The following is a 24,418-nucleotide window of genomic DNA, read 5'->3' on the forward strand; positions in this document are numbered from 1 at the left end:
ACGCGACGAGAGCCGTCCAGTGTGGCAAGATCGCCGATCATGACCCGTCGATTCGATGCCCAGGGGCAAGCCGCTCCGATGAGACCCCCTGCTCAGAAGCCGGGCGGCGACCGCCCGCGGGCCCTCACGTTCACGGCCTTCGGGCTGGCCAGCGAGGCCGAACCAGTGGCGCCCGGCCTGCACATCGTGGCGACGCCCATCGGCAACCTGCGCGACATAACCATCCGCGCGCTCGCCACCCTGGCGGCCGCGGATGCGGTGCTCGCCGAGGACACGCGCGTCACGCGGACGCTGCTGGCCCATTACGGCATCACGACGCCGCTGCTGGCCTATCACGAGCATTCCAACGACGCGGTGCGCGAGCGGATGGTCGCAAGACTGCGCGCCGGCGAGGCGCTGGCCCTGGTCTCGGATGCGGGCACCCCCCTCGTCTCGGATCCCGGCTACAAGCTGGTTCAGGCCGCCATCGCGGCGGGCATCGCAATCACGCCGGTGCCCGGTCCGTCCGCCGTCATGACCGCCCTGGTGGCGGCGGGCCTGCCGACCGACCGTTTCTTCTTCGAGGGGTTCCTGCCGCAGAAGGCCGGCGCCCGGCGCAACCGCCTGGAGGCGTTGACCCGGGTCCCGGGCACGCTCGTCCTGTTCGAGTCGCCGCACCGGCTCCCGGAGATGCTCTCCGACGCCGCTGCGGTGCTCGGGCCGGACCGGCCGGCCGCGGTGACCCGGGAGCTGACCAAGTTCTACGAGACCATCCGGCGCGACACGTTGGGGGCCCTGAGCGAGCGCTTCGCGCAGGACGGGGCGCCGAAGGGCGAGATCGTGGTCATCATCGGCGCGGCCACGACGCCGGAGCGGACCGCGGAGGACGATACCGCCCTCGACGCGCTGCTCCGGACGGCGCTCGAACGCCACTCGATCAAGGACGCCGCGAGCCTCGTGGCCGATCAGACCGGGCAGCCCCGGCGGCTCATCTACGCGCGGGCGCTCGTCCTGGCGCGGAGCGAGGGGTGAGCGCGACGCGGCCGGACCAGGCCGTCCGACGCCGCGCCGCCTACCGGCGCGGCCATCGCGCCGAGTGGCTGGCTCTGGCGGCGCTGATGCTCAAGGGCTACTGGCCGATCGGACGGCGCATCAGCCTCGCGGGGGGCGAGATCGACCTCGTCGTCCAGCGCTGGACCACCATCGCCTTCGTGGAGGTGAAGGCCCGTCCCCGGCGCGAGGACGCTCGCGAGGCGATCGACGCGGTCAAGAGGCGCCGCTTCTCCCGGGCGGTCAGGTCCTGGATCGGCCGAAATTCCTGGTCAGCCGGGATGACGTTCCGGGCCGATGCCGTGTTCGTCGGCGCCCGGGGATGGCCGGCCCACGTGGCCGACGCCTTCCCGATCGAGGGGTTGTGAGGCGACCCGGGCGGAGCGGAGCGGGTCTCAGTCGCGGGCGGCCCGGATGGCGCCGATCAGCGTGCGCTTCAATTCGGCCTGGCTGAACGGCTTCTGCACCACAGGCCGGTCACGGAACGGCTCGCGGATGCCGGCGCCGCCGTAGCCCGTGGAGAAGACCAGCGGCAGATCGCGCTTGGCGATCGCCTCGGCCACCGGATAGATCGGCTCGCCGGCCACGTTCACGTCGAGGATCGCGACCTCGAACACCTCCTGCGACGCCATTTCCAGCGCGGAGGACAAGCGTGCGGCCGGACCGACCACGGCGCAGCCGAAATCGAGCAGCATGTCCTCGAGCAACATCGAGATCGCGGCCTCATCCTCCACGACGAGCACGCGGACGCCGTTGAGAATATCGTCGTTGGGGTCAGCAATCACGCCGCGCCGTCTTCCCTTCGAGCGCCCCCGGATCGGGGACCAAACCGTTCGCTTGTCTGCCTCTCAGAAACCGCATGCTCGGCGTCTTTAAAAACGCAACACAGCCATGACAAACGGTTCCCGAGGTGGCCTTTGGCGTCGCCCGTTACGAGCAACGTGTCAAGCGTTCCCGAGCCGTTCCGTAGCCATTGGCGACCGGAATGTTAACTGATGATACATTTTGGCGGCCAGCCGTGGCTGGCCGACCGTTGCGGAGGTCAATCGTCCTTGAAGCTGACCTTCGCCCCGCGCGCGACGTGGGCGGCGAGGTCCCGGGCGTTCCAGTTGGTCAGACGGATGCAGCCATGCGACTCGGTCTTCCCGACCTTCTCGGGCTCGGGGGTCCCGTGGATCCCATAGCTCGGGATGGCGAGATCGATCCAGACGAGGCCCACCGGGTTGTTCGGCCCGGACTGGATCGTGAATTTGTGCTGCGTCTTCACGCCCTTGAACGCGTATTTCGGATTGTAGGTGTAGTCCGGATCGAAGGCGACACCCTTGACCTTGGTGTCGCCGCTCGGCGCCGGCTTCTCGGTACTGCCGATCGAAGCGGGATAGTAGGCGAGCAACTTCCCGTCCGCGCCGAAGGCGCGCACATCCCGGCTCTGCTTATCGACCTCGACACGCTCAACCTTGGGATCCTGGGGGAGATCCTTCCCCTTCAGCTTGTCGGTGCCCATCGGGTCCACCGCCGCGACCGTGATCGTCGTGCCGGCCTTGTCGAGGGGCTTGTCCGGGTTGAGGGCCGTGACCAGGGCGCGCCCCATATGGAACCGCTCGGCCAGCATCTCCCGCGGGTTCGTGTAGCTGAGCGCCTTCAGGTCAGCCTGCTGTTCCATCTTGGGCGGGATCTTGTCGATATACGGACCCGCAGCGTCGGCGTCCGTGATCGTGTAGTCCGTCACCGCCGGCTTGTCGCTGGTGGCTTGAAGCTTGTCCCAGACCTCCGGCGTCAGTTTCTCCGTGGCGGACAGACCCTGTGCCACCGCGAACGCCGCCAGGGCGCGCCGGTAATTGTCGCCCGTCAGGCCATCGATGGCGCCGGGATAGAAATGCGCCCGATCGAGCAGCACCTGCGCCTTGACGATCAGCGGATCCGGCTTCTCGTCGCCGCTCTCTGCCTTCTTCGTCTTCGCGGCGGACGTCTTGTCGCTCGATTTTTCATCCGCCTGCGGCGCCAGGGCAGCCGCGTTGACGGCTTCAACGGTGAGGGCGGACGTTTTCGCGTCGCCCTGTGCGGCCTTCGGGGCAGCTGCAGCCTGTGCAGCCATGCAAGTGAGCAGCACAACCGCGCAAACGGGACGCCAAGGTCTCGGGTTCATCGACGTCGTGATCTCCGCAAGCGTAGGCGCTCCCCGCTGAAATGCTGCGCCTGCACGAACGTTCCACGACCTTACTCGCAGAGGCGGTGACCGGCCGTGCGCTCGCGCTGGTCGAGGTGAAAGTGATTGGCGTGGGCCGCGTTCGTCCCCGGTCCCAGGACCGTCCGGAAGAAGGCGCAGGCCTTACCGCGGACGGCGGTCAGGAACGCGGCCTCGTCGGAACCGTCCGGCAACGCCTTCACCGGGATGCTGGCGCGGCCCGAGAGGGTGAAGCCCATCACGTCGACGGCGTTGGCGAAGGCGTGCTCGCTCAGCTTGGCGTCGAGGTCATGGTTCTGGCCCCGACACATGTAGGAGCCGCCGAGTTCGAGCCCGGTCAGCCCGTGCTTGAGCGTCCGGTCGGCCTCGACCTGAACCTCCGTGACCCAGCGCGCCAGGGCTTCGGCGGTGCGGCACGTCAGCGTCGCCCCCTGCGGCAGCGCGACGCCGTCGGCGAGCCGGGTGACCTTGAGCGGCAAAGGTGCGGTGCACTGACCCTCGGCGATCGGTGCCAGCGGCTCGAAGTCGACCCCGAGCCGTTTGAGGCGCATCCGGCAGGCCGTGTCGTCCGGGGGGGCGACCTTGAGCGCCAGGACGGCCTCGCCGGAAAGTTCCGGCGGCCGCCCCGGCGGCGTGGGCGGCGGTGTCGGGATCTCGGGCTTGCCCGTCTCCGGGGCCTTCTCCGATGCCGGAACCCTGGTTGCGTCGGCGGGCGTCAGGTCCGGAGGCCGCGCCGGTGGCGTCGGCGCGGCCGTCTCCACGGCGGCGGGCGGCTTCAGCGCGTCCGGCCGTTCCGGCGGCAGGGGCGGCGGCACCGGAACGGTGGCCGCCGGGGTCTCGGCCGCCCGACCCGGGGCGGGGAGGAGCAGTGCGAGCGCCGCGGCGAGGATCCCCCGCACCAGCGGGATCGACGGTCGGCGGATCGGCGGAAGACGTCCCGGCATGGGGCCTCGAAGCGTGGGCATTGGTCCTAGCAAACGAGCGAGCGGGCATTCGGATCGCCGGCGCGGTTGACGGATGCGCCGAACGGACCACTGTCTGCACGACCGTGACGGCGGGACGCGCCATTGCATGGATGGATCCGAGGACCGAATGCCGGACGCAGCTGAAGCCGGGCTCCCGAGCCTGCCGCAGGACAATCCCTTCCGCGAGGCGCACTGGACGACGCCCTATGGGATCCCGCCCTTCGAGCGGATCCGGTCGGATCACTACCTCCCGGCCTTCGAGGCGGCGCTCGCCGCCCATGCCGGCGAGATCGAGGCGATCACCGGCGAGACGGCGCCTGCGACCTTCGCCAACACGGTGGTGGCCATGGAGCGGGCGGGCCAGGCCCTCGATCGGGTCGCCGGGGTGTTCTACAACCTGACTGGCAGCCACACGAACCCGGAACTCCAGGCGATCGAGCGTGAGATCGGGCCGAAACTCGCCCGCCACGGCAGCGCGATCTACCTCGATCCGAAGCTCTGGGCGCGCATCTCGGCGGTGGAGGCCGAGGGCCTGGGTCCCGAGGAGCGCCGCGTGCTCGACCGCTACCGGATCCGCTTCCGACGGGCGGGCGCGGATCTCGAGCCCGAGGCCAAGGCGCGCATCGCAGAGATCGCGGCGCGGATGTCCGAACTCGGCACCCAATTCAGCCAGAACCTCCTGGCCGACGAGAGCAGCTTCACGCTGCCGCTCCAAGCCGAGGCGGATCTGGCCGGCCTGCCGCCGTTCCTACGCGCCGCTACCCGGAGCGCCGCGGAGGAACGGGGTCTGGACGGCCATGTCATCACCCTCTCCCGCTCGCTGATCGAGCCGTTCCTCGTCTGCTCCACCCGTCGCGACCTGCGCGAGCGCGCCTACGCGGCCTGGACCCGCCGCGGGGAGAACGGCGGCGAGACCGACAACCGCGCGGTCGCCGCCGAGATCATCCGGTTGCGCGCCGAGCGGGCGCGCCTGCTGGGCTTCGAGAGCTTCGCGCATTTCGCCCTCGACGACACGATGGCGGCGAGCCCCGACGCCGCCACGGGGCTCCTGCGCGACGTCTGGACACCGGCCCGGGCCCGGGCGGGCGACGAGCGCGACCGGCTCCAGGCCGCGATCCAGGCCGAGGGCCACAACTTCACCCTCCAGGCGCATGATTGGCGCCACTACGCCGAGAAGGTGCGGCGCACCGAGCACGATCTCGATGAGAGCGAGATCAAGGCCTATCTGCCCCTCGACCGGATGATCGAGGCGTCGTTCGACACGGCTGCGCGGCTGTTCGGCCTGACCTTCGAAGAACTGTCCGACGTGCCGCGCTACCATCCCGACGTGCGGGTCTGGCGGGTCGGCAACCCGGACGGGTCCGAGGTCGGGCTGTTCCTGGGCGACTACTTCGCCCGGGCCTCGAAGCGGTCCGGCGCCTGGATGAGCGCCTTCCGCTCGCAGGAGCGGCTGAACGGACCGATCACGCCGATCATCGTCAACGTGATGAACTTCGCCAAGGCGCCCGAGGGGGAGAGCACGCTTCTGTCCTTCGACGACGCGCGCACCCTGTTCCACGAGTTCGGCCATGCCCTGCACGGCCTCCTGTCGGACGTGACCTACCCGCTTCTGTCCGGCACCGCGGTCGCCCGCGACTTCGTGGAACTGCCGTCTCAGCTCTACGAGCACTGGCTGGAGCAGCCCGAGGTCCTGCGGACACACGCCCGCCATCACCGGACCGGGGAGCCGATGCCGGACACGCTGCTGCAGAAGCTCCTGGCCGCGCGCACCTTCAACCAGGGCTTTGCCACCGTGGAATACACGTCGTCGGCGATCGTCGACATGACGCTGCACCTCTCGGCCGAAGGGGAAGCGGGGCTCGACGTGCCCGCCTTCGAGGCCGAGGCGCTGCGCCGGATCGGCATGCCGGCCGAGATCAGCATGCGGCACCGGACGCCGCATTTCGCCCATATCTTCTCGGGAGACGGCTATGCCGCCGGCTATTACAGCTATCTCTGGTCGGAGGTGCTGGACGCCGACGCCTTCGATGCCTTCCGCGAGGCCGGCGACATCTTCGATCCGGAGACGGCCAAACGCCTGCGCCAATTCGTCTACGGGGCCGGCAACCTGCGCGATCCGCGCGAGGCCTACACGGCCTTCCGCGGACGGATGCCGAGCATCGAACCCCTGCTGAAGAAGCGTGGCCTGGCGGCGTGAGCGATCGCGCCGCGGTAAGGGTTTCGTAAACAAACGTCCTTAACGAACGCTTGCAGTGAGGTTCTGCGCGCGGAGTTCGGGGCGATGACCAAGAGCGAAACCACGCCGGCCGTGTCGCCGGCCGATCTGCTCAAGGCCGTGGTGACCGGCCAGGCGGATGCGGGCGGCGAGACCGCGACGTCCGAGCCGCGCACCAGAAAGCGCGCGGCTCGGGAGGCGCTGGCGCGGATCGACCTGCGCAGGCTCGCGATCCCGGGGGCCTGCCTGGCGCTGGGCGCGCTGCTGGGCGGCGGCGTCATCGCCGCGACCCGGTCGGCCGCCCTGCCCAACGACGCTGTCCTGGCGCTCAGCACCACGCTGGACGCCGGTCGGACCGAGACCGCGCGGCTCGGCAGCGACATCGCACAACTCCATCAGGTCCTCGCCGATCTGCGCGCATCCACCGACACCGCCCGCAAAGAGGCGACCGCCCGCAGCGGCGCCTTGAGCGAGCGCCTCGCGCAGCTCGACAAGACCCTCGCGGCCAAGACCATGGCCCTCGGCGAGCGTCTCGAACAGGTCGAGCGGGAGCAGAACGTCCGCATCGCCGGGCTGGCGGCCCAGATCGAGCGGCGGGTGCCCCCGGTGACCCCGGTCGCGAAGGCCGAGCCGACCCAGACCGGAAGCCTCGCCGAGACGCGGAGCGTGGAGCCGAAGGCTGGCGATGCGAAGATCACCGAAGCGCGCCTCGCGGATATCAAGCCGGCCGATGCGAAACCGAAGGCGCTGGCCGTCGAGAAGACCCCGGTGATCGACGGGTGGGCTGTCCGTGACGTCTATGACGGCATGGCGATCCTCGAGAATCGCCGGCACCGGCTCCTGGAGATCGGGCCCGGAGAGGTACTGCCGGGTTTCGGCCGCGTCGAAGGTGTCGAGCGCCGCGGACGGGATTGGGTGGTGGTGACCCGTCAGGGCCTGGTCACGCCGCAGCCCTGGTAGCGGTCGCGCCCATCAGCGCGACGGGCAGGGGCTCGGCGTCAGGCTGTCGGCGGCGATCGGGAATCGCGGCTCGAGCGTCATCGGATCGGCCATCGAGGATGCACGCTCGGCGCGACGGCGGCCGTGGCGCAACGCGCGGGTCTGGGCAGCGCGCGTCGGATGCAGGATCGCGGCGAGGAGCGCTTGGCCCTCGAACGCGCTGTCCAGGTTCTTCGCTTCGAACACGGGCATGGCCGGCCTGCTGGATCGCGGTCGCGCAGGTCGTTTAAGGCACCCTTGCCGACCGCACCCCAAATAACGGGGATCGCGTTGACAGGTTCCGTCAAGCTTTCGCCCGGAAACTGTTTTTTCACGATCGTCCGGGCCGTGCCCGATGACAGTGCGGCGCCGCACACGCGGCGCGGGATCAGACGAACTGGTTGAGCCCCGGGATCGAACCGATGATCGGTCCCATGGCGTCCTCGCCGACCTTCTCGCGGCCGAACGCGAACAGCTCCTGACCGAGCGGCTGCATCTGACCCATCGGCACGCCGGCCGCCATCAGCTTCTGGCCGAGCGCCATGACGCCGCCGCCGCCCATCATGCCGCCGAGCATGCCCATCAGGCCGCCGCCGCTCTCGCCGGCATTGGACTCGGCGATCAGCGAATCGGATCCCGGCAGCGCCGCCAGCAGCTGGTTGACCTCGCTCTCGGGCCCTTCCTTCTGCAGGAAGGCGAGGATGTGCCCGACGGCGGTCTGTGCGGTCGCGGCGTCGAGCCCAGTCCGGGCGGTGACGCGGGCCAGCAGTTCTTCCATGACGATGATCTCTTCGGAACGTTTCCAGACGTCCTTCGACTCTGGGGCTGCGGAAATCAAGCGCGCGGCGGGCTTTCCCGGGGAAGTCTCGGTGGTGCCGCGGGCCGCCCCCCGCCGCCGCCTCGGCGGGTCGGACCCGCGGCGCGCCCCCTATCCCGGCGGCGGCGGATGACTTACCAGCGCCCCGGACCAAGTTGCCGCACCCGGCGCGATGGCGGAGCCGAATCATGCGTATCAACAACGTCGCCGACGTCGTCGCCGAGACGCTCCAGGAGGCGGGTGTCGCCCGCATTTACGGCGTTGTCGGCGACAGTCTGAACGGCATCACCGAGGCGCTGCGCGCCCGGGGACGCATCGGCTGGATCCACACGCGCCACGAGGAGGCCGCGGCCTTCGCGGCGGCCGCCGAGGCGCAGATCACCGGGGCGCTCGCGGTCTGCGCGGGCTCCTGCGGCCCGGGCAACCTGCACCTGATCAACGGCCTCTACGACGCCCATCGCAGCCGCACCCCGGTCCTGGCGATCGCCGCCCACATTCCGTCGGCCGAGGTCGGTTCGGGCTACTTCCAGGAGACGAAGCCGACCGAGCTGTTCCGCGACTGCAGCCATTATTGCGAGCTGGTCTCCGACCCGGCCCAGATGCCCTTCGTGCTGGAAAACGCGATTCGCGCCGCGGTCGGCGAGCAGGGCGTCGCGGTGATCGTCCTGCCGGGGGACGTCGCCCTGCGCGAGGCGCCCAAGCGTGCCCTGACGCCGCGGGCCGGGCTGATCCCCGCCAAGCCGGTGGTACGGCCCGCGGACCCGGAACTCGACGCCCTGGCGGCGATGCTCAATGCCGGCAAGCGCGTCACCCTCCTGTGCGGACGCGGTTGCGCCGGCGCCCATGCCGAGCTGCTCCAGCTCGCGGAGGCGCTCAAGAGCCCGATCGTCCACGCGCTGGGCGGCAAGGAATGCGTCGAATTCGACAACCCCTACGATGTCGGCATGACCGGCCTGATCGGCTTCTCGTCGGGCTACGCGGCCATGATGTCCTGCGACACCCTGCTGATGCTCGGTACAGGCTTCCCCTACAAGCAGTTCTACCCGCATGACGCGAAGGTTGCGCAGGTCGACCTGCGCCCGTCCGAGCTCGGCCGGCGCTGCCGGATCGAACTCGGCCTCGTGGGTGATATCGGGGCGACGCTGCGGGCGCTGCTGCCGCGTCTGAAGCCCAAGGCCGACCGCGCCTTCCTGGATGCCAGTCTGCAGCATTACGCGAAGGCGCGCGCCGGCCTGGACGAACTCGCCACGGGCAAGCCCGGCGGTCCGCTGCACCCGCAATACCTCGCCCGGACGATCAGCGAGGCGGCTTCGGACGATGCCGTCTTCACCGCTGATGTCGGCACGCCGACGATCTGGGCAGCGCGCTACCTCACCATGAACGGGCGGCGGCGGCTGCTCGGCTCCTGGGTCCACGGCTCCATGGCCAACGCCCTGTCGCAGGGGATCGGCGTCCAGGCGGCGCAGCCGGACCGGCAGGTCATCGCCCTCTGCGGCGACGGCGGCTTCGCGATGCTGATGGGCGATTTCCTGACCCTGCGGCAGCACCGCCTGCCGCTCAAGGTCGTGGTGTTCAACAACGGCACCCTCGGCTTCGTCGAACTCGAGATGAAGGCCGCCGGCTACATCGAGACCGGCGTCGCCCTCGACAACCCGGATTTCGCCGCGATGTCCCGGGCGGCCGGCATCTTCGGCCTGCGGGTCGAGGATCCGGCCGAGCTGCCCGACGCGGTGCGCAAGTTCCTGGCCTTCGACGGTCCCGCCCTCCTCGACGTGCGCACCGCCCGCAACGAGCTGGCGATGCCCCCCAAGATCGACGGGCAGCAGGTCAAGGGCTTCAGCCTCTACGTGCTGCGGGCCGTGATGGATGGACGCGGTGACGCGGTCCTCGACCTCGCCAAGACCAACCTCATCCGATAGACCCTCCCGATCAGTCTCGAACCGTTCCAGGCCAACGGAGCGGGCGATCCAGGGAGGTGCCGGACCATGCGGATCGGCCTGTTCGTGCCGTGCTACGTCGACGCCTTCGAGCCCGAGGTCGGGATCGCCACCCTCGAGCTGCTGGAGCGGCTCGGCTGCACGGTGGAGTATCCCTACGACCAGACCTGCTGCGGCCAGCCGATGACCAACACCGGCTGCCACGCGGAGGCCGCCGCCACCGAGGCCTTGTTCGTCAAGAACTTTTCGGGCTTCGACTACGTGGTGGCGCCCTCGGGCTCCTGCGTGCATCAGGTCCGGGAGCACCTGACCGCGATCCCGCAGACCGAGGAGGTCAAGAAAGTCCGGGCCAGCACCTACGAGCTGGTCGAGTTCCTGCACGACGTGCTGAAGGTCGAGGCGCTGCCCTGGGCGCGTTTCCCCCACAAGGTCGCCTACCACACGAACTGCAACGCCCTCCGCGGCATCCACCACGCCCGGCCCTCGGAGCTGGTGAAGCCCTTCTATTCCAAGCCCCTCGACCTGCTGCGGATGGTCGAGGGCGTCGAGCTGGTGGACCTCGCCCGGCCGGACGAGTGCTGCGGCTTCGGCGGGACCTTCTCGGTCTTCGAGCCGGCGGTCTCGGCCAAGATGGGCTACGACAAGGTCGCGGATCAGAACCGGGCCGGCGCCGAATACGTCGTTTCGGCCGATTCCTCCTGCCTGATGCACCAGAAGGGCTGCGCCGAGCGCCTCGGGGTGCCGCTGAAGTACATCCACATCGCGCAGGTGCTGAACGGAGTCGCCGCATGAGCGTCGAGGACCTGAACCCGCGCGAGCGCGAAGGCGTGATCCACCCCGAGGTCCGCGCCCGCGACGACGAGAGCGCGCGCTCTCAGGACGGCGGACGGCTCCAGCACGCCGAGGCCGCCTCGAAGCCGATCCGGGCGCCGCAAATCCGCGAGGCTCAGCCCCGGGGTGCCAAGATCCGCGGCGACCGGCCGATCGATCAGGCGGAGGCCGCCGAACGGTTCCTGGCGGCACCGCTCCACCAGGCGGCCCATGACGAGCGCCTGTGGGACCTGCGCAAGAAGCGCGACGTCTCGGCGCACGGCATCCCGGAATGGGAGGAACTGCGGGAGCTCGCCTCGCAGATCAAGACGCACACGCTCAGCCACCTCGACCAGTACCTCGAACAGTTCGAGGCGGCCGCGACAGCCAACGGCGTCCAGGTCCATTGGGCGCGGGACGGGGCCGACCACAACCGGATCGTCCTGGAGATCCTGCGCAACCGCGGTGCGAAGACGCTGGTCAAGTCGAAGTCGATGCTGACCGAGGAGTGCGGCTTCCGCCACCACATGGCGGCCAACGGCATCGAGATCATCGAGACCGACCTCGGCGAGCGCATCCAGCAGCTCGACAACGAGGAGCCGAGCCACATCGTGGCGCCGGCGGTCCACAAGACCCGGATGGACGTGGCCGAAGTCTTCGCCAAGACCCTCGGCACCGATCCCGACAACGACGACGCCCATTACCTCGCCGAGAGCCAGCGCGAGACGACCCGGCCCTACATCCTGAAGGCCGATGCCGGTATGACCGGCTGCAACTTCGCCATCGCGGAGACCGGCACGGTCGTCACCTGCACCAATGAGGGCAATGCCGACCTCTCCGGCAACGTCCCGCCGCTGCAGATCCACTCGATCGGCATCGAGAAGATCATCCCCAAGGTCGAGCATCTCGGGGTGTTCATCCGGCTGCTGTCGCGCTCGGCGCTGGGCTCGCCGATCACCCAATACACCTCGCAATTCCGCGCGCCCCGCGCGGGCACCGAGATGCACATGGTGCTGGTCGATAACGGCCGCTCGGCCCGCCTCGGCATGGAGGAGTTCTGGACCTCGCTGAAATGCATCCGCTGCGGCGCCTGCATGAACACCTGCCCGGTCTACCGGCGCTCCGGCGGCCTCTCCTATGGGGCGACCTATTCCGGCCCGATCGGCCTGATCATCGACCCGACCTTCAACAAGCGGAAATACTCGACCCTGCCGTTCTCCTCGACAATGAACGGCTCCTGCACCAACGTCTGCCCGGTCAAGATCAACATCCACGAGCAGATCTTCGCGTGGCGCAAGGTCTTGGTTGAGGAGCACCACATCCCCGCGCTCAAGCAGGGGATGATGAAGGCCGCGGGCGCGGTCCTGTCGCGGCCGGCCGCCTACCGGGCGGCGATCGGCGCGGCGGATTCGGCGCTCAAGGTCCTGCCGCGCTTCGCGGTCTACAACCCGCTCAACACCTGGGGGAAGAAGCGCGAGATGCCCGAGGCCCCGCGCCAGACCTTCCACGCCTGGTACAAGCAGAACCGCATGAAGGACGCCGGTCGATGACCGCCCGCGAGGCGATCCTGGGCGACATCCGGGCCAACCGGCCGGCGGGCGATTTCCCGCTGCCGCAGGTGCCGCTCTTCCCCCCGCTCATCGGCGACGACCCCGTGGCCGAGTTCGGCGACCGGCTGAAGCGCATGGGCGGCCGGGTGGCGGAGCCCGGCACCGACGATGCCTTCGCGGACCTGCGCGAGCGGCTCGGTTCCGCCAAGGTCATCGCCTCCGCGGTGCCCGAACTCACCGGCAACCGCGACCTGCGCGCGGTGCGCGACCCGCAGGAGGTCGAGGACGTGGACGTGGCGGTGGTCCGTGCGGTGTTCGGCATCGCCGAGACGGGTTCGGTGCTGTTCACGGAAGGCGAGCTGATCGTGAACGCGGTCGCCTATCTCGCCCAGCACCTGATCGTGCTGCTCGACCCCGCCGATATCCTGCCGAACGTGCAGGCGGCCTATCTTCGGCCCGAATTCGGCCGCTCGGCCTACGCTGTGCTGCATACCGGCCCCTCGGCGACCGCCGATATCGAGGGCGTGCTGATCCATGGGGCGCAGGGGGTGCGCTCGCTCACGGTCCTGCTGCTGCCGAGGCGGGCCGGATAGCGCAGCGCGTCGGGCCTGGAACCGCCATTCGGGCGCGCACTTTGCTTGGACGACGGACAGGTCGTCGCCCGGCAAGGAGATCCGATGCGCTACACACTCGGTTGCAGTCTGTCCTACAACATCCTGTCCGACACCACCTTCATCTTCAACCTGGAGGTGGCCAAGCTGAAGAGCGTCGAGATCCTGAGCGAGAGCCTGGTCCTGACGCCGAACCTGAAGCGCGATCTCTACACGACGCCCGATCTGCTGAACCGCTATCTCGCCGTGAACGTGCCCACCGGCCAGTTCGCGCTGGAGTACAATGCTGAGGTGGACCTGACGGTGCACCGGGCCGACCCGGCTACCATCAACGAGACGCCGATCGGGCAGCTGCCCCTCGACATCCTGCCGTTCCTGCTGCCGAGCCGGTTCGTCTCTTCAGACCGACTGACGCCCTTCGCCCAGGCCGAATTCGGCGCCCTGCCGAAGGGGCATGCCCGGGTGAACGAGATCTGCAACTGGATCCACGATCACATCACCTACCAGCCGGGCACCAGCGACGGCGAGACCACGGCGGACGAGTCCCTCTTGAAGCGTGCGGGCGTCTGCCGGGATTTCGCCCATATCGGCACCGCCTTCTGCCGGGCGCTGGGCATCCCGGCCCGGTTCGTGAGCTGCTACGCCCACGGCCTCGTGCCGAGCGACTTCCACGCCGTCTTCGAGGCCTATCTCGACGGCCGCTGGTGGCTGTTCGACGCGACGCGGCAGGCGGATCTCGACGGGCTGGTGCGCATCGGCGTCGGGCGCGACGCCGCCGAGATCGCCTTCTCGACGCCCTTCGGCAACATGCAGCCGGTCAACCAGCAGGTGCGGATCCAGCGCTCGGACGGGCAGGGGAGCCCGATGCCGCGCACCGTGGACGCGATCTCGACCGAGATCCCCGCCCCCCATGCCGGCGCGGCCTGAGCAGACCCGATCCCCGGATCACGCTATCCTGTGATCCGGTGTTCACGCGGCGAGGGAAAACATCCGCATGGCCTACCGTCACGTCGTCGGCCCGCGCACCCACGCCTTCGCCGATCTCGCCGCCCTGATGGCCAAGGCGACGCCGATCCGCTCCGGCGACCGGCTCGCCGGCGTCGCGGCGGAGTCCGCCGAAGAGAATGCCGCCGCCCGCTGGTGCCTCGCGGAGGTGCCCCTCGCCGAGATCCTGGCCCGCCCGCTGATCCCCTACGAGCGCGACGACGTCACCCGCCTGATCCTGGATACGCACGACGCCGGCGCCTTCACCGAGATCCGCCATCTGACGGTCGGCGATTTCCGCGAGGTCCTGCTCACCGCGCCGTCCGAGACGCTGGCCCGGATCGCCCCCGGCATCACCCCCGAGATCGCCGCCGCGGTCTCTAAGATCATGCGCAACCAGGACCTGATCTCGGTTGCCCGGAAGTGCCGGGTCGTCACGCGCTTCCGCAACACGATCGGCCTGCCGGGCACCCTCGCGGTCCGCCTCCAGCCGAACCATCCGACCGACGATCCGAAGGGCATCACGGCGGCGATCCTCGACGGGCTCGCCCTGGGCTGCGGCGATGCGGTGATCGGCATCAATCCGGCCTCCGATTCGGTCCAGGCGATCGGCGATCTGCTCCAGCTCCTCGACGCGGTGATCCGCCGCCACGCGATCCCGACCCAGGCCTGCGTCCTCACCCATGTCACCACGACCCTCGCCGCCATGGAGCAGGGCCTGCCGGTGGATCTCGTGTTCCAGTCGATTGCCGGCACCGAGAAGGCCAATGCGAGCTTCGGCGTGACGCTGTCCCTGTTGAAGGAGGCGCACGAGGCCGCGCTGGCGCTCAAGCGCGGCCCGCGCGGCGACAATTGCATGTATTTCGAGACCGGCCAGGGCTCGGCGCTCTCGGCGGACGCGCATCACGGCATCGACCAGCAGACCCTGGAGGCCCGGGCCTATGCGGTCGCCCGCGTGTTCCGGCCGCTGCTGGTCAACACCGTGGTCGGCTTCATCGGCCCCGAATACCTCTACGACGGCAAGGAGATCATCCGGGCGGGTCTCGAAGACCATTTCTGCGGCAAGCTGATGGGCGTGCCCCTCGGCGTCGACGTCTGCTACACCAACCATGCCGAGGCCGATCAGGACGACATGGACACCCTGCTGACGCTGCTCGGGGCGGCGGGCTGCACCTACATCATGGGCGTGCCGGGGGCCGACGACGTGATGCTGAACTATCAATCCACGTCGTTCCACGATTCCCTGTACCTGCGCGAAGTGCTCGGGCTGAAGCGCGCCCCGGAATTCGAAATGTGGTTGCAGGAGATCGGCCTCACCGATGGCGCCGGCTCGTTGATCCAGGGCGCCGAGACGCCGCTCCTGACGGCAGCACCGGATCTCTCGGCATGAGTGACAACGGCCCGATCTGGGCCCGCCTCGCCGGCCTGACGCCTGCCCGGATCGGCCTCGGCCGGGCGGGCAGCGGGATGCCGACCCGGGAGGTGCTGCGCTTCGGCCTCGACCATGCGCAGGCCCGCGACGCGGTGCACACGCCCCTCGAGGCGGACGAGCTCCTCGGCAAGATCACGAATCTCGGTTTCACCGCCCTGCCGGTCGCCTCCCAGGCGCCGGATCGCGCGACCTACCTGCGCAGGCCGGATCTCGGCCGGAGACTCGCGGCGGAGGATTGCGCCGTGCTCAAGGACCGGGCCGGGCCGTTCGACCTCGCGATCGTCATCGCCGACGGGCTGTCGGCCCGCGCCGTCCACGAGAACGCCGTGCCGGTTCTGGCCGCGTTCAAACCCTACGCCGAGACGGCCGGATGGGCGCTCTCGCCCGTCGTGGTCGCCCGGCAGGCCCGGGTGGCGCTGGGCGACGCGATCGGCGGCGCCCTCGACGCCCGCGCGGTCGCCGTGCTGATCGGCGAGCGGCCGGGGCTGTCATCCCCCGACAGCCTGGGGATCTACCTGACCTTCGGCCCCCGGGTCGGCCGGTCGGATGCCGAGCGGAACTGCATCTCGAACGTGCGGGCGGCGGGCCTGACGCCCGACCGGGCCGCGTTCAAGCTCGACTGGCTGCTCGGTTGCGCGCTCCGCCTCGGTCTGACCGGGGTGACGCTGAAGGACGAGAGCGACCGCGTCGCCATCGCCGGGCGCGAGGCGCCACCGTTGCCGGAACGGCCCGCCACCTCGGCTTGAGCGTTTGGCGACCTGGAATCCGGTGACGAGAGCCGCGTCCCGCTCCGACGTCCAGTCGACGCGGGACGGTGTCGTATCTGACGCCGCGTGATCCTGGATTGACGCCGTCCGACGCCGCTCGCCTGCGGCGAGCCTTAATCTTTCGTTGTCTTCCGAATTGCCCTCAAGCGTGGCTGTGGCGAGGTCGCAACACCGTAAAACGATCCCGGGTCCGCCCCGAGACCTGCCCGTAAACGCCGCGATCCCGCCATAGTCCGGGCCCACCTCAACCTCCGCGGTAAAGGGCAATCTCGACAACGCTTTACCGATCAGAAACGATAATTTTCCCGAGCACGCGGAAGGCCAGCCGGGCGCATCGCGAACGGCGATGCGCAAAGGTCCTTCGCACCCTCGGGACTGGCTGCGCGAAGGCTTGGTCTGAGGGCATGGTGACGCGTTTGAACGACAAGTCGAAGCTGCCGAGCCGCCACGTCACCGAGGGGCCCGACCGCGCACCGCACCGCTCCTATCTCTACGCCATGGGTCTGACGCGTGAGCAGATCCATCAACCGCTGGTCGGCGTCGCCTCCTGCTGGAACGAGGCCGCCCCCTGCAACATCTCGCTGATGCGGCAAGCGCAGGCGGTCAAGAAGGGCGTCGCCGCCGCCCACGGCACGCCGCGCGAGTTCTGCACCATCACGGTCACGGACGGCATCGCCATGGGCCACGGCGGCATGCGCGCCTCGCTGCCGTCCCGGGAGGTCATCGCCGATTCGGTCGAGCTGACCATGCGCGGCCACGCCTACGACGCCCTGGTGGGGCTGGCCGGCTGCGACAAGTCGCTGCCCGGGATGATGATGGCGATGGTCCGCCTCAACGTGCCGTCGATCTTCATCTACGGCGGCTCGATCCTGCCCGGCTCGTTCCGCGGCAAGCCCGTGACCGTCCAGGACCTGTTCGAGGCGGTCGGCAAGGTCGCGGTGGGCGACATGAGCCTGGAGGACCTCGACGAGCTGGAGCAGGTCGCCTGCCCGTCCGCCGGCGCCTGCGGCGCCCAGTTCACCGCCAACACCATGGCCACCGTGTCCGAGGCGATCGGCCTGGCGCTGCCCTATTCGGCCGGCGCCCCGGCGCCCTACGAGATCCGGGACAAGTTCTGCGCCACCGCCGGCGAGAAGGTCATGGAGCTGCTGGCCAAGCAGATCCGCCCGCGCGACATCGTCACCCGCAAGGCCCTGGAGAACGCCGCCACCGTGGTGGCCGCCTCCGGCGGCTCGACCAACGCGGCGCTCCACCTGCCTGCCATCGCGCACGAGTGCGGCATCGCATTCACGCTCTTCGACGTGGCCGAGATCTTCCGGCGCACGCCCTACATCGCCGACTTGAAGCCCGGCGGGCGCTACGTCGCCAAGGACATGTTCGAGGTCGGCGGCATCCCGCTGCTGATGAAGACCCTGCTCGACCATGGCTTCATGCACGGCGACTGCCTGACGGTGACCGGCCGCACCATCGCGGAGAACATGGACCGGGTGACCTGGAACCCGGACCAGGACGTGGTCTATCCGGCCAACCGGCCGATTACCCCGACCGGCGGCGTCGTCGGCCTCAAGGGCAACCTCGCCCCCGAGGGCGCGATCGTGAAGGTCGCCGGCATGCCGGCCTCGAGCCAGGTCTTCACCGGGCCGGCCCGGGTGTTCGACGGCGAGGAGGCCTGTTTCGAGGCGGTGCAGTCGCGCACCTACAAGGAGGGCGACGTCCTCGTCATCCGCTACGAGGGTCCCCGCGGCGGCCCCGGCATGCGCGAGATGCTGTCGACCACCGCGGCCCTCTACGGCCAGGGCATGGGCGACAAGGTCGCGCTGATCACCGACGGGCGCTTCTCCGGCGCGACGCGGGGCTTCTGTGTCGGCCATGTCGGCCCCGAGGCGGCGGTGGGCGGCCCGATCGGCCTGATCCGCGACGGCGACATGATCACCCTCGACGCGATCCAGGGCACGCTCAGCGTCGCCCTGTCGGACGCGGAACTCGCCGAGCGCCGCAAGGCCTGGGCACCGCGCGCCAGCACCGCGACCTCCGGCTACCTGTGGAAATACGCGCAGGGCGTCGGCCCGGCGCTGTACGGCGCCGTCACGCACCCCGGCGGTGCCGAGGAGACGCAGAGCTATGCGGACGTCTAGGACTGACCTCAGCCGGCGCAGGGCGCCGGCCGGGGCCGATCCCGGTCGGTTCCGGTCCCTCGGCAGGGCCGCCCTCGCGGCCTGGGCCCTGGCCCTGTTCGCCCTGCCGACCGACGCGCCCCACGCGCTCGACGCCAATGTCCGCGTGCCGGTCCCGGTGCCGGTCGCGGACAGGAGCTATCGCTCGGCCAAGGACGCGCTCCGGGCCGGTGTCCGCGAGTACAATGCCGGCGATAAGCAGGGGGCGGCCCGCGCCCTCGAATACGCCGCCGGCCAGGGCCATGCCCTCGCCCTGTGGAAGCTCGGCCGGATGTATGCCGAGGGCGACGGCGTGCCCCACGACGACCTGAAGGCGTTCGAGTTCTTCTCCCGGATCGCCGATGCCAGCACCGATGACGGGCCCGATCCGCAGAATTCCGCGGTGCTGGGCAGCGCCTTCACGGCGCTCGGCACCTATTTCCTGGAGGGGATCAAGGGCACCTACGTGCGCCCGAATCCCGAGCGCGCCTACGACATGTTCAACTACGCGGCATCCTATTACGGCGACCCCAACGCGCAGTACAATCTCGCCCGGCTCTACCTCGATGGCACCGGCGTCGAATCCGATCCCCGGCAGGCGGCGCGCTGGTTCAACCTCGCCGCCGAGAAGGGCCATCACCCCGCCCAGGCGCTGCTCGGCGACATGCTGATGAACGGTCTCGGCGGCGTGCCGATCCAGCGGGTGAAGGGCCTGATGTGGCTGTCCCTCGCCCGCGAGGGCGCGGAGGGCCGCAAGGACGACTGGATCGTCGCGCTCTACGACAAGAACTGGGCCTCCGCCAACGAGGACGACCGCGCCGAGGCGCAGACCCAGCTCCAGACCGTGGGTTCGATCCGCAAGCGGCGCTGAACCCGGATTGATCGAGGCCCTGCCGCTGCCTCCGGGAGACAGCGGCAGGCCCCGCTAGCGGCAGGTCTCAGCCTTTCCTGGCGTCCTGCGCGGCCTTGAACGACGGCCGCGCCAGGATCTCGGCGATGTAGGCCGAGAGCTTGGGCCAGCGGCCGGCATCGATCCGGGCCTCGGCCAAGTGGAAATTGTAGAAGCCCGTGGCGATCGAGATATCGGCGATGCTGAACGCGTCGCCCACGAGGTAAGACCCCGCGATCTGCCGCTCCAGGCAATCGAACAGCGGCGGCAGGTCGGTGTCGAGGGCCTTGGTTACGGCGGCCTCGTCGGTGGGCTTGCCCATCATGTTGGGCTTCATGACCCGCTCGACGAACGGCACGATCAGCGGGCCGAACAATTCGGTGTCGCCGAACTTGTCGAACCAGACCGCGCGCCCGAGCGCCTGCGGATCGGCCGGGACCAGGGCCGGGCTCGGGTGCTTGCGCTCCAGGTACCAGAGGATCGCCGAAGAATCCGCCAGCTTGAAGCCGCCATCCTCGATCGCCGGAATCTTGCCCAGGGGGCTCGCCGCCTGGAAATCCGGGTCTGGGGCGTGGAACATCACCGGCCTGTGCTCGTGGGGCACGTTCTTCTCGGCGAGCGAGACCAGGACCTTGCGGACGTAAGGCGAATAGCCGGTACCGTAGACGATCATCGTGACTCCCTTGGTGACAGGGCCGGCGGATCGCGATCCGCCTGGCCGTGGGATGGAGGTAGGGCGGATCCTCAGCCGGCCGACAATTCCACCGTCACCGGCACATGGTCGGACGGTTTGTCGAGCCCCCGGAGATGCTTCTGCACCGAGGCCGAAATCAGCCGGTCGGCGGCCTGCGGCGAGAGCAGCAGATGGTCGATGCGGATGCCGACGTTCCGCGGCCAGCACCCCGCCTGATAGTCCCAGAAGGTGTAGAGCCCGTCGCGCGGATCGCAGGCGCGCAGGCCGTCGGTGTAGCCCTCGGCCAGCAGCGCCCGGAACGCCATGCGGCTCTCGGGACGGAACAGCGCGTCGGACCGCCACGCCTCCGGGTCGGCGGCGTCGGCGGGTTCCGGGATGACGTTGTAATCGCCCGCCAGCACAATTGCCTTCTCATCGGCCATGAGCGCGCGTGCGTGGAGCCGCAGCCGTTCCAGGAAGGCGAGCTTGTACGGGTATTTCGGGCTGTCCACCGGGTTGCCGTTCGGCAGATAGATCGACGCCACCCGCACCGGCGCTGTGTCGGGCCCGGAGACCAGCGCCTCGATGTAGCGGGCCTGCTCGTCGGCCGCGTCGCCCGGCAGCCCGCGCCGGATCTCGCTCATCGTGAGAGGCGCGCGGACCAGCAGGGCGACACCGTTATAGGCCTTCTGCCCGAGCGTCTCGACCGCGTAGCCGGCGGCCTCGACCTCGGCGCGGGGGAACGCCGCGTCCTGGCATTTCAGCTCCTGCAGGCAGAGTGCGTCGGGCCGGGCCTCGTCCAGGAACGCCAGCAGGTGGGGCAAGCGTTGCTTGACCGAATTGACGTTCCAGGTCGTGATCCGCATCGCCTCGCATCCGGTCGCCGCAGCGCCGTCATCCGCGCTTCGCCGCGCCCTGGCAAGGCCATCCCGGCGCAAGGCCGGGGATCTAGCGCATCGGGCCGGACGTCGGAAACGGCACGATGCGCTACGCTTTTGTCGTCGCATCGTATTCTTCCGAAAGCCGGCGGCCGCCTTTCGGGACGATGCGCGAAGGTCTCCAGATGGATTGGTTCGAGCCGGTGCGGGCCTATTGCGAGCGAACCGACGCCGGGTTCTGGGCCGAGCCCGTCAATGCCCTGTCCAACGCCGGCTTCGTCCTGGCCGCCGCCGCGGCGGGATGGCGCGCGGGGCGACCCCGGCCGCCGGACCGCGCCGCGCTCGCCCTAGCCGGGTTGATCGCATCGGTCGGAATCGGGTCCTTCCTGTTCCACACGCTGGCAGTCTACTGGTCGATGCTCGCCGACGTGATCCCGATCGCGCTGTTCATCGACGCCTATCTCGCCGTGGCGCTGCGCCGGTATCTGCGGCTGGCGCCGGTCCGCGTCGTCGCAGCGACCCTCGGGTTCGCCCTGTTCGGCTTCGCCCTCTCGCCCATGCTCGACGGCCTGACCGGGCAGGACGTCTCGCGACTGACCAACGGTTCGATCGATTATGTACCGGCCATGCTTGCGCTGTTCGGTGTGGCCGCCGTGACCGTCAGGCGGCCCGAGGAACGCTTCGTCGGCACCGGACGGCGCCTCGCCGGGATCGGCGTGCTGTTCCTGTTGTCGCTCGCCGCGCGCACCGCCGATCAGGCCACCTGCACGGTGCTGCCGATCGGGACGCACGCGCTCTGGCATCTCCTGAACGCGGCGGTGCTCTACGCCCTGGTGGCGACCGCGATCCGGCATCGCGACCTGGCCGGATGAGGCGGCCTCGGCACCTCGGCCGTTTCCTTGCAGCCGGGACGGAATTCTTGCAGAACTGCGCCGCATCGGGCGCCCCGACCGTCAGGGCCGCCCGGGCACGGAAGGGGTCATGACAGTGAGCTTTCGCCTCGGGATCGCCGGGCTCGGCACCGTCGGTGCGTCCGTGGTCCAGATGGTCGAACGCCGCCGGGCGGCGCTGACCGCTTCGGGCCTCGACCTCCGCGTCACGGCGGTCTCGTCGCGCGACCGCAGCCGCGACCGCGGCCTCGACCTGACGGGTATCGACTGGTTCGACGATCCGGTCGCGCTCGTGCGCTCGGAAACCGTGGACTGCGTGGTCGAGCTGATCGGCGGATCCGGCGGCCCCGCCAAGGCGGTGGTCGAGGCGGCTCTCCAGGCCGGCAAGCCGGTGGTGACCGCCAACAAGGCGCTCCTCGCCCACCACGGTGCGGCCCTGGCGGCCCTCGCTGAGGACAGGGGCGTCGCCCTAGCCTTCGAGGCGGCGGTGGCCGGGGGCATCCCGGTGATCAAGACCCTGCGCGAGGGGCTCCCCGGCAACACAATCGCCCGCGTCTACGGGATCCTCAACGGCACCTGCAACTACATCCTCAGCCGGATGGAGCGCGAGGGTCTGACCTTCGAGGCCTGCCTCAAGGATGCGCAGGCGCTCGGCTATGCCGAGGTAGATCCGACCTTCGACGTCGAGGGCTTCGACACCGCCCACAAGCTCGCGATCCTGACGAGCCTCGCCTTCGGCACCGCTCTCGACGCCGAGGGCGTCTCGGTGGAGGGGATTTCGCGCGTCCAGCCCCTCGACCTGCGGATGGCGGACGAACTCGGGTACCGGATCAAGCTGCTCGGTGTGGCGCAGGCCACCGAGTCGGGGATCGAGCAGCGGGTGCATCCGACGATGGTGCCGAAATCCTCGGCGATCGCGCAGGTCATGGGTGTCACCAACGCGGTCACCATCGACGCGGACGCGGTCGGCGAATTGACCCTGATCGGTCCCGGTGCCGGCGGCGCGGCGACGGCCTCCGCCGTGGTGGCCGACATCGCCGACGTGGCGCGCGGCATCGTGCGCCCGACCTTCGGCGTCCCGGCCGTCACGATGCGGCCCAGCGAGCGCGTCGAGATGCAGCGCCACGAGGGCGGGTACTACATCCGCCTCACGGTTCACGACCGTCCGGGCGTCGCCGCCGGTGTCGCCCAGCGGATGGCCGAGCGGGAGATCTCGCTGGAGAGCATCCTGCAGCGCCGGACCGAGGGGGCCGGCACGGATCCGCGCGGGCGCTCGGGCCGGCCGGTGCCGCTGGTCCTGATCACCTATGCGGCAACGGAGGGCACCATCCGGGCCGCGCTCGATGCCATCGATGCGGACGGGCTGCTCGCGGAGCCGCCGCAGGTGATCCGGATCGAGCGTGAGTAACGGCACCGCCCCGATCCGCAATCCGCGATCCCGCTGCGCAGGTCGATGCCACGGCTGTGATCCGGACGCGGTCTTGGGCCGCCGGCGGTCCAGCCTAACGACGGTCCATCAGGCATTGGAGCGCGGAACTTAGGCTGAACGTCTGCCGCGCGACGGCATTAAACCGGTATCCGACTTCAAGATCGGGCCGGACAGAGGCAGGAAACGATGGCTGATGCACCAAGGTCCGTCTCGCGCGGGGTTCCGCGCATGCTCGCCCTCGAACTCGCCCGCGTCACGGAACGCGCCGCCATCGCGGCCGCACGCCTGCGCGGCAAGGGTGACGAGAAGGCCGCCGACCAAGCGGCGGTCGATGCCATGCGCGACGAACTCAACGGTCTGCCGATCCGCGGAACCGTGGTGATCGGGGAGGGCGAGCGCGATCAGGCGCCGATGCTGTTCATCGGCGAGCAGCTCGGGCGGGGTGAGGGGCCCGAGGTGGACATCGCCGTCGATCCCCTCGAGGGCACGACGCTCTGCGCGAAGGACATGCCGGGCGCCATCGCGGTGATGGCGATGGCCGAGCGCGGCTCCCTGCTCGCGGCCCCCGACGTCTACATGCAGAAGATCGCCATCGGGCCCGGCTACCCCCCGGGCCTCGTCGATCTGGATGCGAGCGCCACCGACAACGTCATGGCGCTGGCCCGGGCCAAGGGCGTCGAGCCGCAGCAGATCACCGCGCTCATCCTGGACCGGCCCCGTCACGCGGCGCTGGTGGCCGAGGTGCGGGCGGCGGGCGCCGCGGTTCGGCTGATCTCGGACGGCGACATCGCCGGCATCATCTTCACGGCGAGCCCCAAGGAGACCGGTATCGACCTCTATCTCGGGATCGGCGCGGCGCCGGAGGGGGTCCTCGCCGCCGCGGCGATGCGGTGCATCGGCGGCCAGATGCAGGGTCGGCTGATCCTCGACACGGCGGATCGCCGTCGCCGGGCGGCCGAGATGGGCATCGAAGATGGCGATCGGAAATACGACCTCACCGACCTTGCGAGCGGCGATGTGATCGTGGCCGCCACGGGGGTCACCGACGGTGCGCTCCTGCGGGGCGTCCGGTTCCAGCCCGACCGGATCCAGACCGAGACGGTGGTCTACCGCTCGGAGGCCGGCACGGTCCGCCGGATCCTCGGCGAACATCGACGCGGGCTGAGTTGAGGCGCCGCGCCGCCGCGCCCCGATCGGGCTTGGCCCGCGGGACGGCGACGCCAGAT

At 69.8% G+C, this 24,418-nt stretch carries 23 protein-coding genes; 16 read left to right on the plus strand and 7 right to left on the minus strand.

Annotated elements, in window-relative coordinates; genetic code table 11:
- Positions 1-39 precede the first annotated feature (39 nt).
- Both rsmI and AC3IF1_RS11625 read left to right on the plus strand, forming a co-directional pair.
- The gene (gene rsmI, locus AC3IF1_RS11620; RefSeq protein WP_489217646.1) at positions 40-1,011 is read left to right on the plus strand and encodes a 16S rRNA (cytidine(1402)-2'-O)-methyltransferase; all 972 of its coding nucleotides are present in this window, start codon (positions 40-42) and stop codon (positions 1,009-1,011) included.
- Entirely contained in the window at positions 1,008-1,397 is a 390-nt protein-coding gene (locus AC3IF1_RS11625; RefSeq protein WP_489217647.1) for a YraN family protein, read from the plus strand. The genes rsmI and AC3IF1_RS11625 overlap by 4 nt, the downstream gene beginning before the upstream one ends.
- A gap of 27 nt (positions 1,398-1,424) precedes the next feature.
- On the opposite strand, the gene AC3IF1_RS11630 is transcribed toward AC3IF1_RS11625, so the two are convergent.
- The 3 genes from AC3IF1_RS11630 to AC3IF1_RS11640 all read right to left on the minus strand — a co-directional run bounded on the left by AC3IF1_RS11630 (position 1,425) and on the right by AC3IF1_RS11640 (position 4,158).
- Entirely contained in the window at positions 1,425-1,814 is a 390-nt protein-coding gene (locus AC3IF1_RS11630) for a response regulator (protein WP_243973895.1), read from the minus strand.
- Positions 1,815-2,071: 257 nt separating this feature from the next.
- Positions 2,072-3,124: a L,D-transpeptidase family protein gene (locus AC3IF1_RS11635; protein ID WP_489217648.1), complete on the minus strand. Its 1,053-nt coding sequence runs from the start codon at positions 3,122-3,124 to the stop codon at positions 2,072-2,074.
- Between the two features lie 122 nt (positions 3,125-3,246).
- Positions 3,247-4,158, minus strand: coding sequence for an extensin-like domain-containing protein (locus AC3IF1_RS11640; protein WP_489217649.1), 912 nt, complete (start codon positions 4,156-4,158; stop codon positions 3,247-3,249).
- Between the two features lie 148 nt (positions 4,159-4,306).
- Between AC3IF1_RS11640 and AC3IF1_RS11645 the strand changes: the two genes are divergently transcribed.
- Together AC3IF1_RS11645 and AC3IF1_RS11650 are read left to right on the plus strand one after the other, a co-directional pair.
- Positions 4,307-6,376 (plus strand): M3 family metallopeptidase, encoded by a 2,070-nt coding sequence (locus tag AC3IF1_RS11645; RefSeq protein WP_489217650.1) that lies wholly within the window; start codon positions 4,307-4,309, stop codon positions 6,374-6,376.
- 84 nt (positions 6,377-6,460) lie between these two features.
- Entirely contained in the window at positions 6,461-7,354 is an 894-nt protein-coding gene (locus AC3IF1_RS11650) for a hypothetical protein (protein ID WP_489217651.1), read from the plus strand.
- 12 nt (positions 7,355-7,366) lie between these two features.
- On the opposite strand, the gene AC3IF1_RS11655 is transcribed toward AC3IF1_RS11650, so the two are convergent.
- Positions 7,367-7,585, minus strand: coding sequence for a hypothetical protein (locus tag AC3IF1_RS11655; protein ID WP_243973900.1), 219 nt, complete (start codon positions 7,583-7,585; stop codon positions 7,367-7,369).
- Positions 7,586-7,760: 175 nt separating this feature from the next.
- On the minus strand, positions 7,761-8,150 hold the full coding sequence (locus AC3IF1_RS11660; protein WP_243973901.1) for a DUF2267 domain-containing protein: 390 nt from the start codon (positions 8,148-8,150) through the stop codon (positions 7,761-7,763).
- Between the two features lie 227 nt (positions 8,151-8,377).
- Here AC3IF1_RS11660 and poxB point away from each other — a divergent pair, with 227 nt between their 5' ends.
- The 9 genes from poxB to AC3IF1_RS11705 all read left to right on the plus strand — a co-directional run bounded on the left by poxB (position 8,378) and on the right by AC3IF1_RS11705 (position 19,304).
- On the plus strand, positions 8,378-10,108 hold the full coding sequence (gene poxB, locus AC3IF1_RS11665) for a ubiquinone-dependent pyruvate dehydrogenase (protein WP_489217652.1): 1,731 nt from the start codon (positions 8,378-8,380) through the stop codon (positions 10,106-10,108).
- Between the two features lie 66 nt (positions 10,109-10,174).
- Positions 10,175-10,918: a (Fe-S)-binding protein gene (locus tag AC3IF1_RS11670; protein ID WP_243973903.1), complete on the plus strand. Its 744-nt coding sequence runs from the start codon at positions 10,175-10,177 to the stop codon at positions 10,916-10,918.
- On the plus strand, positions 10,915-12,486 hold the full coding sequence (locus tag AC3IF1_RS11675) for a lactate utilization protein B (RefSeq protein ID WP_489217653.1): 1,572 nt from the start codon (positions 10,915-10,917) through the stop codon (positions 12,484-12,486). The genes AC3IF1_RS11670 and AC3IF1_RS11675 overlap by 4 nt, the downstream gene beginning before the upstream one ends.
- Positions 12,483-13,079 (plus strand): LutC/YkgG family protein, encoded by a 597-nt coding sequence (locus AC3IF1_RS11680; protein ID WP_489217654.1) that lies wholly within the window; start codon positions 12,483-12,485, stop codon positions 13,077-13,079. Before AC3IF1_RS11675 ends, AC3IF1_RS11680 begins: the two co-directional genes overlap by 4 nt.
- Positions 13,080-13,163: 84 nt before the next feature.
- Complete coding sequence (locus AC3IF1_RS11685; protein ID WP_243973906.1) at positions 13,164-14,024, plus strand: transglutaminase-like domain-containing protein; 861 nt, start codon at positions 13,164-13,166, stop codon at positions 14,022-14,024.
- Positions 14,025-14,091: 67 nt separating this feature from the next.
- Entirely contained in the window at positions 14,092-15,471 is a 1,380-nt protein-coding gene (locus AC3IF1_RS11690) for an ethanolamine ammonia-lyase subunit EutB (protein ID WP_489217655.1), read from the plus strand.
- Positions 15,468-16,259 (plus strand): ethanolamine ammonia-lyase subunit EutC, encoded by a 792-nt coding sequence (eutC, locus tag AC3IF1_RS11695; protein WP_489217656.1) that lies wholly within the window; start codon positions 15,468-15,470, stop codon positions 16,257-16,259. The genes AC3IF1_RS11690 and eutC overlap by 4 nt, the downstream gene beginning before the upstream one ends.
- A 425-nt stretch (positions 16,260-16,684) precedes the next feature.
- Entirely contained in the window at positions 16,685-18,415 is a 1,731-nt protein-coding gene (gene ilvD / locus AC3IF1_RS11700; protein ID WP_489217657.1) for a dihydroxy-acid dehydratase, read from the plus strand.
- Complete coding sequence (locus tag AC3IF1_RS11705) at positions 18,402-19,304, plus strand: tetratricopeptide repeat protein (RefSeq protein WP_489217658.1); 903 nt, start codon at positions 18,402-18,404, stop codon at positions 19,302-19,304. The genes ilvD and AC3IF1_RS11705 overlap by 14 nt, the downstream gene beginning before the upstream one ends.
- A gap of 67 nt (positions 19,305-19,371) precedes the next feature.
- On the opposite strand, the gene AC3IF1_RS11710 is transcribed toward AC3IF1_RS11705, so the two are convergent.
- A complete protein-coding gene (locus AC3IF1_RS11710) occupies positions 19,372-19,995 on the minus strand; it encodes a glutathione S-transferase family protein (RefSeq protein WP_489217659.1) in 624 nt (207 codons plus the stop codon).
- A gap of 71 nt (positions 19,996-20,066) precedes the next feature.
- A complete protein-coding gene (gene xth, locus AC3IF1_RS11715) occupies positions 20,067-20,861 on the minus strand; it encodes an exodeoxyribonuclease III (protein ID WP_489217660.1) in 795 nt (264 codons plus the stop codon).
- A 197-nt stretch (positions 20,862-21,058) separates the two neighbouring features.
- On the opposite strand from xth, the gene AC3IF1_RS11720 reads away from it, so the two are divergent.
- The 3 genes from AC3IF1_RS11720 (at position 21,059) to glpX (ending at position 24,362) form a co-directional block, all read left to right on the plus strand.
- Positions 21,059-21,745 (plus strand): ceramidase domain-containing protein, encoded by a 687-nt coding sequence (locus tag AC3IF1_RS11720; RefSeq protein ID WP_489217661.1) that lies wholly within the window; start codon positions 21,059-21,061, stop codon positions 21,743-21,745.
- Positions 21,746-21,854: 109 nt separating this feature from the next.
- Positions 21,855-23,171 (plus strand): homoserine dehydrogenase, encoded by a 1,317-nt coding sequence (locus tag AC3IF1_RS11725; protein WP_489217662.1) that lies wholly within the window; start codon positions 21,855-21,857, stop codon positions 23,169-23,171.
- 207 nt (positions 23,172-23,378) lie between these two features.
- Positions 23,379-24,362, plus strand: coding sequence for a class II fructose-bisphosphatase (glpX, locus tag AC3IF1_RS11730; RefSeq protein ID WP_243973915.1), 984 nt, complete (start codon positions 23,379-23,381; stop codon positions 24,360-24,362).
- The last annotated feature ends 56 nt before the right edge of the window (positions 24,363-24,418 follow it).

It is taken from the genome of Methylobacterium sp. E-012 (assembly GCF_057836545.1).